The sequence below is a fragment of the Cognatishimia activa genome (assembly GCF_001458335.1).
GTDB lineage: Bacteria > Pseudomonadota > Alphaproteobacteria > Rhodobacterales > Rhodobacteraceae > Cognatishimia > Cognatishimia activa.
Window position 1 is genome coordinate 90,875 of record NZ_CYTO01000007.1, and the last position, 13,944, is coordinate 104,818.

The 13,944-nt window shown below is 52.7% G+C and carries 9 protein-coding genes and 2 pseudogenes; 3 read left to right on the forward strand and 8 right to left on the reverse strand.

Annotated features, from left to right (window positions below; all coding sequences use genetic code 11):
• Nucleotides 1-48 precede the first annotated feature (48 nt).
• Nucleotides 49-1,326, forward strand: coding sequence for an MFS transporter (locus TA5113_RS03260; RefSeq protein ID WP_058316254.1), 1,278 nt, complete (start codon nucleotides 49-51; stop codon nucleotides 1,324-1,326).
• 133 nt (nucleotides 1,327-1,459) lie between these two features.
• Here the strand turns inward: TA5113_RS03260 and TA5113_RS03265 are convergent, their stop codons facing one another.
• From TA5113_RS03265 to TA5113_RS03280, 4 genes and pseudogenes are all read right to left on the reverse strand, one after another.
• Entirely contained in the window at nucleotides 1,460-3,592 is a 2,133-nt protein-coding gene (locus tag TA5113_RS03265) for a S8 family serine peptidase (RefSeq protein WP_058316253.1), read from the reverse strand.
• Nucleotides 3,593-3,739: 147 nt separating this feature from the next.
• Entirely contained in the window at nucleotides 3,740-5,002 is a 1,263-nt protein-coding gene (locus TA5113_RS03270; RefSeq protein ID WP_058316252.1) for a 3-deoxy-D-manno-octulosonic acid transferase, read from the reverse strand.
• A 102-nt stretch (nucleotides 5,003-5,104) separates the two neighbouring features.
• Nucleotides 5,105-6,007: a lysophospholipid acyltransferase family protein gene (locus TA5113_RS03275; protein ID WP_058316251.1), complete on the reverse strand. Its 903-nt coding sequence runs from the start codon at nucleotides 6,005-6,007 to the stop codon at nucleotides 5,105-5,107.
• Nucleotides 6,008-6,137: 130 nt separating this feature from the next.
• A pseudogene (locus tag TA5113_RS03280) lies at nucleotides 6,138-6,773 on the reverse strand (UTP--glucose-1-phosphate uridylyltransferase); the annotation flags it as partial.
• Between the two features lie 59 nt (nucleotides 6,774-6,832).
• Here TA5113_RS03280 and TA5113_RS03290 point away from each other — a divergent pair.
• A protein-coding gene (locus TA5113_RS03290) for an IS3 family transposase (RefSeq protein WP_106387453.1) occupies nucleotides 6,833-7,977 on the forward strand; the annotation gives its coding sequence in 2 pieces (ribosomal slippage) (nucleotides 6,833-7,073 and nucleotides 7,073-7,977; 1,146 coding nt in all).
• 18 nt (nucleotides 7,978-7,995) lie between these two features.
• Here the strand turns inward: TA5113_RS03290 and TA5113_RS03295 are convergent.
• From TA5113_RS03295 to TA5113_RS03310, 4 genes and pseudogenes are all read right to left on the reverse strand, one after another.
• A pseudogene (locus TA5113_RS03295) lies at nucleotides 7,996-8,256 on the reverse strand (sugar phosphate nucleotidyltransferase); the annotation flags it as partial.
• Nucleotides 8,257-8,452: 196 nt separating this feature from the next.
• The gene (locus TA5113_RS03300) at nucleotides 8,453-9,358 is read right to left on the reverse strand and encodes a glycosyltransferase family 2 protein (RefSeq protein ID WP_058316609.1); all 906 of its coding nucleotides are present in this window, start codon (nucleotides 9,356-9,358) and stop codon (nucleotides 8,453-8,455) included.
• Nucleotides 9,359-9,383: 25 nt separating this feature from the next.
• A complete protein-coding gene (locus tag TA5113_RS03305; RefSeq protein ID WP_058316333.1) occupies nucleotides 9,384-10,061 on the reverse strand; it encodes a sugar transferase in 678 nt (225 codons plus the stop codon).
• 203 nt (nucleotides 10,062-10,264) lie between these two features.
• Nucleotides 10,265-12,385, reverse strand: a complete 2,121-nt coding sequence (locus tag TA5113_RS03310; RefSeq protein ID WP_058316248.1) for a GumC family protein — start codon at nucleotides 12,383-12,385, stop codon at nucleotides 10,265-10,267.
• Nucleotides 12,386-12,521: 136 nt separating this feature from the next.
• Between TA5113_RS03310 and TA5113_RS03315 the strand changes: the two genes are divergently transcribed.
• A partial coding sequence (locus TA5113_RS03315; RefSeq protein WP_058316610.1) for an oligosaccharide flippase family protein occupies nucleotides 12,522-13,944 on the forward strand: 1,423 nt, incomplete at its 3' end.

Consider the following 13,944-nt stretch of genomic DNA (forward strand, 5'->3'; position numbering starts at 1 on the left):
TGTGCGACCCCGTAGCGAGGTCACCGACTGTTCAGGAGAGATAAAGTAATGGCGAATACCGAGGCAGCTACGCTTCACCATGTAAACCTTGATGACGTTGTCACAACAGTGGTCATGGCGCGCGTAACCGATTTCTTCGGCTTCTTTGTTTACGCTATCGCATCAGCGATGGTGTTCCCTACTGTGTTCTTCCCACATCTAGACCCTTTGACAGGGACAATGTGGTCTTTCGCACTGTTTTCACTGGCATTTTTAGCTCGGCCCATCGCAAGCATGGCAAGCCGGACCCTGCAACACAAGATCGGTCGAGGCGGCAAAATCACCCTCGCTTTGATGGTTTTAGGTTGCTCAACGGTGACCATTGGCCTGCTGCCAAGCTATGAAAAAATCGGCTGGCTAGCCCCTCTCAGCCTAGGCGTTTTGCGCTTCTTGCAAGGCCTTGGACTTGGCGGCGCTTGGGACGGAATCACCCTGCAGCTCAAATCAGCAGCTCCCAAAAACCGCGAAGGCCTCTACGGCATGGTTCCACAGCTTGGTGGACCGATCGGTTTCTGCGTTGCAGCATCGCTGTTTTACGTGCTCGAAGGCTTTCTAACCCCCGAAGAATTTTATTCTTACGGATGGCGCTTTGCCTTCTTCGCAGTCATGGCGGTGAATGTTGTGGCACTTTTTGCACGCCTCCGCCTTCTCACAACCGATTTCGGTGCCGACGGCGAAACGTCGATGAAGTCAGCCCCGCTGTCAGAGCTGCTGCGTTCCGAGGGTCGTACGATTCTTTTGTCCGCCTTGCTGCCGCTTTGCAGCTATGCACTTTTCCACATGGTCACCGTCTTCCCACTGAGCTACGCGATCTTGTTCACGGATTTCTCGCTAACAGATATCCTGCTTTACGAGCTCATCGGCGGCACATTGGCGATCGGGACAGTCATTCTCTCCGGTGTCCTAGCAGACCGTTTCTCCCGCCGTGTTGTGCTTTGGATCAGCTGCGCGCTTGTACCACTGCTTTGCCTCAGCATCGGCACCCTGGCCACACAGCCAGCGATCTACATCATTCTTGGTTTTATGCTGCTGGGTCTGTCCTACGGACAATCAAGCACCATCGTTCCAAACCGCTTCGAGCCTAAGTTCCGCTATTCTGGTAGCGCGCTGGCAACGAACCTCTCCTGGATCTTAGGCGCAGCCTTCGCGCCGCTCGTGGGCCTGTTCTTGGCAGCACAGTTCGGACTAGCGGCTACGGCGATGTATATGCTGTCCGGCGCAATCGTCACCGCGGGCAGCCTGTATGTTTTGTCCAACGTGGTTGAAAAGAAAAAGGCGGCATCATAACGGATGCAAATGAGCGCTTGGTCCTAGCGCCAAGCGATCAGCTAAGACAAAGAGCGTTTCAAATTAAAAAGCCGGCCGAGAGGGGTTCTCTCGGCCGGCTTTTTTGTTCTTAGCCTTGGTATCTAAATTCAGCTTAGAACCGCGTGTTAATCCCAAACATCATGCCCGTTTCATCGCGGCCTGCGATATGACCGCGGTTTTGTGCATGAACAAAAGAAACACCCAAATTGGATCGATCCGAAATAGGGCGCTGATACGTTAATGACAAACGCACTTCACGTTTCTCAGGAGAGAGATCAATTGGAATGTGGCGCATAGAGGTTGTGCCGTCGGCGGCAAAGACCTCTAGGCCGATTGACGTGGAACCGTGACTGATCGCCGCCGGCAAAGCCAGAGAGGCGGTAATACTGTCTCCGCGCTTGAACAGGTCTTGCTGTGCGATCGACAAGGACGCGGCGTTCATAATCACGTTCGCCGATTGCCCAAGGGCAGAAGCCTCACGACCAGAAGCAAAGCCCGCCTCAAACTTAATCTGTGCCGCCTCGGATAGATCTGCCGCCAAAGCCATGCCTACAGAGACAAGAGAGCTGCTTGTCCCGCCGTTCCAATCGGACAAAAGCGCAGATGTATCATCGCCGAAAGCAGCGCTCACCTCAAATGTCGCCACATCCAAGTCGAAGCTGCGGCTTGCGCCGAAGCCCAAGGACTCTGATCCGATCTCGCTCTTATGGTAGAACGCAAAACTCATGTCGGAATCACCCCAGTCCATCGGTATATGGTGCCCGTCGCCAAAGAAGGCTGCGCCGCCAAAGCTTGTTTCCTGCACATCATCAAACCGTGCGACATCGTCGTTGGAAAAGAGGGGTGCAATCGAATTGTTGACGACCAGAGCGGAGCCCTGAACACCAAAACTCGCTGAAAGTGAGTCCTTTGTGGCAACCTCAACGTTCTGTAGGGCGCGCGAGACTGCATCACCGCTGGCCCCACCGGCAACGACCAATGGCTGTTTGAGGTCAATCTCAGTTCCGTTCGAGGTGGTTGTCACAGTCGTGCCAATCGGCAGAAGCGCCGCAGCCACGTCAAGGAAACCGTGCCCAAACTCATTGCTGTAGGCGTGGTTAAATCCGGGCGCTAAAGTAATTGTCCCCGCCTGAGTGAACTCAGCGAAATCGTTGTCTGCAGACGCCAAAAGACGGATCCGCAGTTCTTGATGTGTCATGGTCGGGAACGCTTCGGCTAGAAGTGCTAAAGCCCCTGCGACGGTCGGTGCAGCAAACGATGTACCCGTATTGTAAGCATAACTAGCAATAGATGCATCAACGGCACCGAGCCAAGTGCCATCGGCGGCAATACACCAAGCCGCTGCGGAATGACACGCACTTGAAAGGAGGGTCGCAGAAACGATATCGTCACCAACTTGCTCTGGCATCGCATTGACGACAGCAAGCCAGCTATCTTGCAAAGTGGGTTCAAAGAGCGGCAGACCAGCCAAAAGCCCGACAGACGGAACTGGCGGTTCTTCATTGGCAACCGCGAACAAAACAATCCCGTTTTGGGCATAGTTCTTCAGGGCGTTCAAATAGTCGCGCCCACCTGAAGAAGAGAAAAACCCATTGTAATTTGCCGTCGTCGCATCGACACCTGAAAGGCCCCAAGAATTGTTCAATGCAACCGCCCCGGCTGTTGCTGCTGCGTTCGCGGTGGCGGTCAGGCTACTCGTGGAAACAGTCAGCCCATCCAAGGAAATCATGCCCAAAACCAGGTCTGCACCGGGCGCTACCCCGATCATATTTGACGAAACTCCGGCGGCGACAGATGCAACAAAGGTTCCGTGGTCGTCTACGGTGACACCTGCTCCGGTCGTCAGAGTTTTGCCGCTCAGAGTTTCGTGGCTCGTGAGGAACCCGCTATCTGAAATCGCAATCGTTTCACCAGCACCGGTCAGCCCTGCTGCGTGGGCGTAATGAATCCCGGAATTCCGGATAGGACTATTCCCTAACGTTGGTTCTTCGTCTGGATCATATCGGCCATTTCCATTAATTTCTAAATGACCCGTAGTCTGCTGATTTGTATAACGCCGGTCATTATCAACCAACAAATTCGCTGCGGATCGAACGCTGTCCAGATTGTCTAAAAAAGAAGCAAGAAGCGTTGCGCTAGTGGCCGTTGGCATACCGGGGTCAGCAGTGTCCTCACCGCCGCCACAACCAGCTAGAACCAAAGGCGTTAAAATAGACGCTGCAAGAATTTTTACCTTTTGTTTCAATATACTAACCTTCCAAACACAGGCGCACCCACCGCAAAACATCACTCATAATAAATAGTTAACACACGCTAGAGACGAAAAAAGTAGGAATTTAATTTTCGATAATTTCAAGCAAAAAGCCGTATGTCAGCAATTCTTGAATTAATGCTATTCTGACAAACCCAGCCGCACCAAAATTGCATCACGAGCAACCGATGTCACTGCGCCGCCACCTTGAACACACCGCTTTGCACGATCCAACATCGCCTGACCAACCAATCGGTCCATTAAAGGAGCGACCTGTTCGGCTAGCTCGTTTGCGGATTGGGCAACCAAACGTCCCTGAACCGCATCCAACTGAGCAAAGATATCTGAAAAGTTGCCGGTGTGTGGCCCGGTCACGACGTTCGAACCAAGCAAGATTGGTTCAAACGGGTTATGCCCGCCAATCGGGGTCAAGCTGCCTCCCACAAAACTGATAGGGGCCGCTCGGTACCAAAGGCCGAGTTCCCCCAAAGTATCTGCAACATAGACATCTGCATCGTCCGTCAGCGTGTCACCCAATGACCGGCGCGCCACATTAAATCCCGCGTCGACAGCCAATTTCGCAACCTCGGAGCCGCGTTCAGGATGGCGCGGAACGAGGATGAGGAGTGTGTCCGACGCAAAAAGGCGATGAGCATCCAAAACAATTTGGTCTTCGCCCGGGTGCGTTGAAGCCGCCAACCAGAGTTTGCGTGTCTTCAGTATCTTGAGCAACTCGTCCGAATCCGAAACCGCTGGCAGCGCAGGGGCGAGTTCTGATTTCAGGGACCCTGTCAGCATACGCCGGTCTTTTTTGACCCCAATGCTTTGCAGAAGATCATCGGTCGCCTGATCCTGGACCAAGATTTGGTCGAACATTTCAAACAATCGCACCGCGGCTTTACGTGCCATGCGCCATCGGTTCAGAGTTTGTCCAGAAACCCTTGCGTTCAGAAGCATCATCGGGATGTTGCGTTTCTTGGTTTCCACCAGCATGCGCGGCCAGATCTCACTCTCGACCCAAATTGCCATGTCCGGTTGCCAATGGTCCAAAAAGCGTCGCGTTGACCGCACTGTATCGACCGGCGCGAACTGGTGAATCGCACCGGGTGGCAGGTCTCGATCCATCAACTCCGCGGAGGTGACGGTGCCGCTTGTCACCAGGATGGTGAGGTCCTCGCGCTCCGCAAGCAATGCAGGGATCAGGCCAAGCAAAGACTGGGTTTCGCCAACACTAGCAGCGTGCATCCAAATCAGTTTGCCTTCTGGTCGCTCTTGAGTGGCAATGCCAAATCGTTCGGGATAACGAGTCGCATGTTCCTTACCCGATTTGAGACGTCGCATGACTGCGAAACGGTAGACCGGCTGCAGTATTCGGGTCAGCCCCAAATAAGCTCGCAATATCATTGATCCGTCCGCCAATTGCCCGACCCATTCACTCCCAATCGCGCTTTCCGCTTACCTGCGATGTTGGCAGCTGTCGAGCCATGTGAGACGTCAAATCGCGTGTTAAGGCGTTTTGGCATTATGGATTGGCTTCCAGCGGCGGTGAAACCAGAACCACTGATCCATATTCTCGCGCACATGACGCTCCAGAATATCGTTATAGGCCTGAGTCATCGCTTCGGGCGTTCCAGACGGGATCGGCTCTTCAATAATCGCCTCAAAGGAAATACCATCTTCTTGACGCACGGCGAAACACGGCACCAACAAAGCATCATATTTCTCAGCCATCTCCGCCATAGACACTGCAGTCCACGCCGGATGTCCAAAGAACCTCAGCTCTTCGCCAGAGCCAGCGCGTACGTCGATCAAAGCCGCCAAAGAGCCGCCCTTTTTGAGGTGGCGCAGCATCTGGCCCAACCCTTTGCGTCCTCGTTCAAAAAGTGGTGTGCCGATGGTGGAAATGTTGTTCACGTAATAGTCGTGGAACAATGGATTGTTCATACGGCGGTAGAGACCGCCAACATCCAAGCCTCGCGCAATCAAAGCCGCCCGGATGACATCGTAGTTCCCAAAATGGCCAGAGACAAAAATGATTGATTTGCCCGACACGCGCGCTTCATCAATCGCAGCGACTCCGGGTCCGCTAAGTTCAATTTGACGCGCTCTCGGAGCAAAGTCATTTGGTGAGAATAATTCAGCCAAGGTCCGGCCAATATTGTTTGACGTGCGTCCGACCAGTGCCTTGCGCTGCGCTTCAGGGATTTCTGGAACGACCAGTTCAAGGTTTTCCTGCACACGGCGACTATACCCAGCAAGCGGCGCGATCACATGCTGCATCACCCGCCCCATAGCAGCAATGCGTACACGATAAGGCATCGCATGGATCACCGACAGAATGATGCGAATGATGCCATATTCGATGCGTTCAAGCACTGTTGGAGCTTTGGATTTCTTTGCCTTTGCCATGGGCTGGACTTATCCCTCAACAAGACAAATTTTAAAAGGGGGTCACATTCATTATAGCATGTCCCGTCGCGTCCGAGGACGCGAACGGGCTTTTGATGGTTCGCAAACTGCAATCAACAGGAGCTGCCCGTTATTCGGCAGCCTGTTGTGTCAAAGCGATCTCTTGCAAGTACTGAGAAAGCTCATCCCGCAGATCGTCACGCGCAAGCCCAAACGATACAGTTGCCTGTAGGAATCCAGCCTTTGACCCACAATCAAAACGCTGACCACGGAAACGGTAGCCATAGACGCCTTCGCTAGAGTTAATTTGCTTCGCGATTGCGTCGGTCAATTGAATTTCGCCACCCGCCCCAGCTTGTGTTGTGTCTAAATTGTCCAAAACATTTGGGGAAAGAATATACCGACCAATAACCGCCAAATTTGACGGTGCGGTACCTTCGGCTGGTTTTTCAACCATACCTTTCACAGACACCATTGAACCGTGATCTTCTTTTACGTCCAGAATACCATAGGAGGACGCTTTAGCAACAGGCACTTCCATTGCAGCTACCATGTTACCGCCGGTTTCCTCATAGGCTTCGACCATCTGTTGAAGGCATGGAGTTTCCGCTGCAATCACATCGTCAGGCAAAAGGACAGCAACAGGCTCGTCACCAATCAAGCGACGTGCGCACCAGACAGCGTGCCCCAAACCTTTAGCTTTGTGCTGACGCACATAGGCGACCGCTCCCGACTCCATGTTGGTGTCCTTAAGAGTTTTAAGAAGTGAATAGCCCCTAGAATTGTAGACGCCTTCTGCCCTAATTTTGAGGACAGGAGGTCACTATGGGGAAGCCAAATTTTAGCGATGAGTTTAAGCGCGATGCGGTGCATCAAATTACCGTTCGGGGATATGCTGTTCGGGAAGTTTCTGAGCGTTTAGGTGTTAGTACACACTCGCTGTATCAATGGATGAAGAAGTTTCCGGCGAAGATTAATCCGTCATCGGATTCTGATGCCGAAGTTCGCAGGCTTAAGAGAGAACTGGCGCGTGTGACGGAGGAACGTGACATCCTAAAAAAGGCCGCCACGTACTTCGCGAAGAATGCAAAGTGAAGTACGGTTTTATCTTGGAGCATAGGGCGCAATTCACAATTCGGACGATGTGCCGTGTTTTGGGCGTTCATTTCAGCGGGTTTTACGCATGGATTAAAAATCCGTTAAGCCTGCGTGCGATGGAAGATCGGCGCCAAACCAAGCTGATCGAGAAGGCCTGGCAGGACAGCGGTAAAATTTATGGCTATCGCAAAATCCACGACGATCTCATCGATATGGGTGAAAGCGTGTCTGAGAACCGCGTGGCCAGACTTGCAAGATTGGCGGGCATTCGCGCCCAAATCGGATACAAAGCCAAGCCAAGCAATCACGGTGGCAAACCATCTGTTGTTGTCGACAACACGCTGGATCGCCAGTTCGATGTCGATGCGCCTAATCGCGTCTGGGTAGCTGATATTACATACATCAGAACCCGTGAGGGCTGGCTTTATCTGGCCGTCGTCATTGATTTGTTTTCGCGACGCGTCGTCGGCTGGGCGACACAGTCAAGACAACCAACTGATTTAGTCATCAAGGCCCTAATAACGGCGCTATGGCGGCGCAAGCCCTCTGCTGGATTACTTGTCCACACCGATCAAGGATCACAATTCACAAGCAGGGATTGGGCGTCATTTTTACGCGACCATCACATCGTTCATTCCATGAGCCGGCGCGGAAATTGTCACGACAATGCGGTTGCCGAAAGCTTCTTCAATTTGTTGAAACGTGAACGTATTCGAAGAAAAACCTACAAAACCCGCGAAATCGCGCGACAAGACATCTTCGACTACATCGAAATGTTCTACAACCCGAAAAGAAAACATGCCAGAAACGGGATGCTGTCGCCCGTCGATTTTGAAAACAGACAGTTAAACGACAAACAAGAAGGCGTCTAGGAAACTAGGGGCTATTCAAAGAGCTGTTTTGCCTTTGGCTTCAAGGCTCGCCTCCAGTTGCGGTGCGTGATCAAAATAATCCTCAAGAGCCCCTTTGCCGCGTGACGTCACGAAGATGAATTCCGTAATACCTGCCGCGCGCGCCTCATCAATCGCGTATTGGATCAGTGGCCGATCCACCAAAGTCATAATTTCCTTCGGAACCGATTTTGTTGCAGGCAGGAACCGAGTTCCCATTCCGGCAACTGGGAAAATCGCTTTTGTGACTTTTCTATTCATAAAACCTTACCTTTTGAGCAGACTTCTAACATTTTTTTCAAAAACTTTGTACGCTTTAGACCGTAACACCTAGTTGACGCGATTTCGTTTCTGTCTCTATCTCGAGTTTTGCCTAAATTTTCAACGCTTCCTCTGATCATCCGGTCATACTCAAGTACATTTGGTTGGGATATATCCCTTTCGGATTAGCCAAAGCTTAAAATTTAGGCGATTTTACGGCAAATCGTTGCACGCGCGTCGGGTGTGCCCTTCCGAAACCAATATCTGCAAACCCACGCCAATTCCCATAAGCCCGCGCCTTTCGATCAATCCATGGTTCTGAACCAAAGGACTTGATCAAGTTAGCCAGAACATTTTTCGCCACCAGCCGCAGCCCATAACTCGTGCGCAGCGATCCTTTCTTCCAAAGGTACCAAACATTCACAACTTGACTGTAACCCAGCCGAACACCTGACGTCTCTCTGCCCAAAGGCGTCCCCAAATGAACGCCGACGAGCCTGTCGCTTTGAAGCTTCTTGCCAGGCAACCGCATGGAGAAATCCACATCTTCCTGCCATCCATAAAGCGGCAGATTTTCATCAAACCGAGTATCACCAATCGCCGCGCACCGAAGCGCCATATTACAACCGTAGAGACTGGCGACGGCCACTCCATGCGAAGGTGCTGACCCAAGAATTTCAGAGCGTTCATGGGCCAATAGCATTTCTTCTGCCACCGGCCGATCGATCCCGCCGTGTGTTATACCATCCGCCAGCAGCTTACCGGTGATCCCTACGACGTCTGGATTGGTCCGAAACACGTTTTGAATTGCATCAAGCGCGGTCTTTGAGGGCAAGTAGTCATCATCCATGAAAAAAATAAAATCACTTCTTTCCTTCAACGCGTCGAGCGCGGCGTTCCGTTGCCGGGTCAGCCCCTTGGCACTGTAGCGAACAGAGATTTTGAGCGAGCACCCCTCAAAATCAAAATCTGGCAGATCGCTTTCGTTGCACACCACCAACAACACATCACTTGGACACGTCGTCTGACGCTCAAGGACCCTTAATGTATGTCGCAAGATTTCAGGGCGGCCCACAGAACAAATCGCGATGGCTATGCGCATAGACGTTTCTCCATTTCCAAAAGACTCAAATGCCATTCGGCTGAACAACCAGCCGCAAAGTGCGCCACAAGATCATCACATCGACCTTCAACGAACGGATTTCTAAATACCGCGCATCCAATTGAATGCGCTCTTGATAGCTCACTGAATTCCGCCCAGAGATTTGCCAAAGTCCGGTAATACCTGGACGCATCGCCTCATAGATTTGCCGGCTCGACGCGTAGTTTGCGAGCTCGTCAAGTGGCACCGGGCGCGGTCCAACAAGGCTCATTTCCCCGCGAAGAACATTCCAAAGCTGTGGCAGCTCATCCAAACTGGTTTGCCGCAAGAACCGACCAATCCGAGTGATCCTTGGGTCGTTCTCAAGTTTTCTTTTCGTGCGCCATTGCGACTGCAGCGCTGGATCATTTGATAGGATAGCCCCCAATTGTTCTGGCGCGCCCGGGTTCATGGATCGGATTTTCAGACATTGAAACGGACGCCCCTTCAGCCCAATTCGCTGATGTAGAAAAAAACCCGGCCCTCCATCCAATCGGACGACGGTCCAGAGCACGAAAACCACAGGCACGATCACCGGCAGTGTCAACAGAACAAGAGTGACATCAAAGAAACGCTTAAAACGGGTTATGTACTGCCCCTCATACAGACAAGGATCCGAACGCTCAGTCTCAACAGTCTCTGCCGCCAAATAGAGATCAGTCATCTTTTTTTCTCCTTGAAAATTACACCGCTTCAAAAAGGCAAAATGAACCAAACAAAACGCCTCGCTCTGCACGCCGGAAAAGGCGCACAAAGCGTTGCGCGGACAGATCCGCAGAACGTTTGATTTCTTTAGTATTTTGCTAAAATTGATCTGACTTTAGGGCCGTTAAATTTCGATTAAGCCGGTCAAAATTTCGCAAATTTTTAGTACCCGGGATCGAACCTTTCAGGCACCGCAGAAAATAGAAAACTGATCGGCATGGGCCCGATTTCCGCAAGCGTATCCAGAACGTGAATCAGAGCTCTGCGATGGGTTCGGCGATACTGAACAGTCAAGACCACCTCGTCGATCTCGTCGATCCAAGCAGCGATCACCTTCGTCAGATCTGAGGCAACAACCAACAAGACATCATGCTCTTCTTTCAAAGCTCTGATCCGCTGGTCAATGGGAGGCGCAGTCTTGTCTTCGCCTGCTAAGTCCAAGCGGTCATGGGTTGCGAATTCTGCCGTGTCGTTCAGCCAAACCCTCTCCGGGCGTAATGGTGCCTCTTCAATTCCGTCGATCTCCAGAATGCAAACGCGCAGGTTCTCTGATTGCAGCAAATCCGAGATCGCAAGGTTCACTTCATTGCGAACAGACCCTGCATGAAAGCCGCATAAAAGTACGGTATGACATCCGCCATCCGAGCTGGCACCCAACCTGATGCAAAGGCGTCGCAACCTGTCCTTGAGCAGACGATTTCGACCGTCTCGGTCCCAAAAAACATCTCCGAGCATTGCCCTTGTCGGCAACGCCGGTAAATGCGCCAACACCGGAGCACCGGTCACCCGCTCTAACTCGCGTGACGCATTAAAACCTGAGCCCATCGCCTCGAACGCCAGAACCAATATAAAACCCAAGCTGGTGCCGATACAAAGCCCAAAGAACCCAATCAGTTTGGGCCTCGGGGCAGACGGGCCCGTTGGCATCTGCGCAGCGGTCAAGACGCGCGCTTTAGCCCGTTGGATGTCTGCCTGTGCCTGCACCGTGTTTAGACGCGAGGACAACTCCACATAGTTTGCTTTCACAATGTCTCGCTCAGCTTCCAACTGACTGAGTTCTAACCTCGACTGCGCTGCATCAACACGCAGCACTTCAAGCGCATCGATATCCCGTGCCAAACTTGCTTCCCGCTCAACCAGCACAGCCACTTCTGCCCGATGCGACTCGATCAAATGCCCGACCTCAGCCGACATATCTTGCGCAACTAGTTTGAGATCGGTCAGTAGTTTCAGGCGGTCCGGGTGGTTCTCTCCCGCGCTGATTGCTAAACGCTCCGCATCGTTTTTTAAGGCCTGAGAGCGTGCGCGTAGATCTAAGAAAAGAGCCGAATTTTGGGTCTCCGCCACCGCAATTGCACCGCCTTCCAGAAGCGTTTCTTCTAAACGCTTTAGACGTGCCGCTTCGGCAACTGTCTCGGCACGCACAATAGCCTGCTCTCGGTTCAGTTCGGCAACCTGTTGCTCAAGCACAGCGTCGGTCCGGCCATCCGCCGCGAGCCAAGCGCGCTGAAATCTCTGAATCTCTGCTTCTTGTGCCAACAGCTCGGCACGACGCTGCTCTACCTGAGTTATCAACCACCCTGCCGCCGCCTCGGCAACCTGCCGTCGCTGCCTCACGTCACGATCAATATACTCTGCCAAAAGTTGGTTCGCGACGTGTGCTGAGATCACCGGATCCGCCGTCGTGACAGATAGCCGGATCACATAGGATTTCCCCAAACGCTCGACATGCGTGCCTTGCAGCAATGAGACGACCACGTGACGTTGTCGTAGCGTATCTGATGTGACCACTGTCACATCGTCGAGCCGCCTGTCCGAGGATATCAGCGCTTTCCCACGATCTAGCAGCGCACCCGCTACGCCGTAGGAACGACCTTCAAACCAAGTATTTTCAAACGCATCGAGCCCAATCACGTCAACAACAGACTGCATCGTTTGCTTGGCCCGCAGCACCGCGACTGCACTTTCAACCACCGCATTCGAAAGCTCTAAATCCTCCACAACGCGCGATTGCGCCGCCACGAAATGATGGGTACGCGGATCAAGGATCATCGTGGCTTCAGCGGTATACAGTTCGGTCTGACGCGCCGAAATCGAGAACATGGCGAGCCCCAGGAAGAACCCGCAAGCCAAGATATGCCACTTGCGTCGCCAAAGAGACAAAAACACATCCCGCGCTTCGCCCCCCTCAATGTCCGCATAGGAACGCCACTCATCCCGTTCGGCGACCTCTGATCGCGAACGTACGTTCCCTTGGTTTCCTGCGCTTCCAATAACAGTCAAATCAAATGCCTAAGATCACCCAGCGACCAAGCCATCGAACGCCATTTGCGACAGCCGGAGTGAAGGTTTTGTTTACAATTTGATGGGATATCTCAGGAAGTTTTAACAATCTCTTTACGAAAAAGGATTTCTCCGCGTGCGCGAGGATAGCCAAGCCCATAGCCGGCAGCGACCGCTTTCAATCGCCATGCTCGCCATGCTTGGTGCTGGGTCGCAACAAGTCGCATCCTTTGTGATCATGTTGCTCGCAGCGCGCTTCTTGCCGCTTTCAGATTATGGAACCTTCATGCTTGCGATGGTTTTCGTCGAGCTGGCGACAACCATGATGCATTCCGGTTTCTATCACTATGTGGTGCGCTCTGAACGCGATGATGTAGCGGTGCAGTCGAGTATGTTTTGGGTCATCTTGGGAATAGGCGCTTTGTCAGGAGGGACAATGGTTATCGCCGCGCCTTGGCTGGCAATGGTATTCCAGTCTCCTGACCTCGCCGCACCAATGATCGGGCTTGGCCTGCTACAACCCGGCGCGGCCGTGATCGCCTGGGCTTCCGCTTGCCTAACGCGCCAAGAACGGATGCGGGCCTATTTCAATTGCCTCACATTCAGCAACCTTGGGGGTTTAGCGGCAGGCATTACCTTACTTCTTTTGTGGCCGAGCATCTACGCATTGCTGGCCTATCGCGCCTGTCGTGTCGGGCTTGGGCTTATTACGTTCTGTGGCGCCAATCGATACATCCCAAACTGGAGGATGGATTGGCTGATCCTGCGTGAAGCTGCCAAATTTTCGCGAGGCCTTTACGGAACCCGGCTGCTTGAATTCTTCGCAAATTTTGGCACCGATCTCTTACTTGCCTTCTTCTTTTCCACATCAGAGTCAGGTCTCTACCGCATCGCCAATCGGCTTGCGAATGCTGCCATTGATGTGGTCGCTTTGCCCTTGCGCAATATGGCACTGAAGAGTTTCGCACGTCAGGTCCGAAACCATCAGCCGACGGGCAGCTTGGCAACGGACTTCCTCAGCGCAAATTTTGTCGCTGCAGGGATCATGGCTGTGTTGTCGATAGTCTTTGGACCCACCCATATTCGCGCGCTTTTCGATCCGTCATACGGCTTGGCCATCCCAGCATTTTACGCCCTCTGCCTAAGGGGCTTGGCCCTATCTGGGCAGCGCGTTTTAGAACCCCTATTTGCAGCGCACGACCTGAACCTCAGCGCCTTGCGGCACAACACGATTTGGACGGTCGCGCTTATCGTTGTAACCGCAACTCTCGCGCCGTTTGGGCTTTTTACTCTCTCAGTTGGTCAAGCGTTGGTTGGATTAGCCACCACCATAGCGGCCATCCGTTTGATGCGGTCAAATAGCGTTGTGTTCCCCATTGAACTGCGGCGCCCATTTCAAAAATCAGTTACCATTCTGATGTTAGCAACCTGCGCTGCAGCTCTAAGTTTCGGGATGATCGACCAGACGCAAATCAACGACGGCATAAAGATCCTCACCTACGCGCCCATCTCCATGTTACTTGCGGCGGTTGCTTGCCTCGGCGCAATACGCTGGCAGG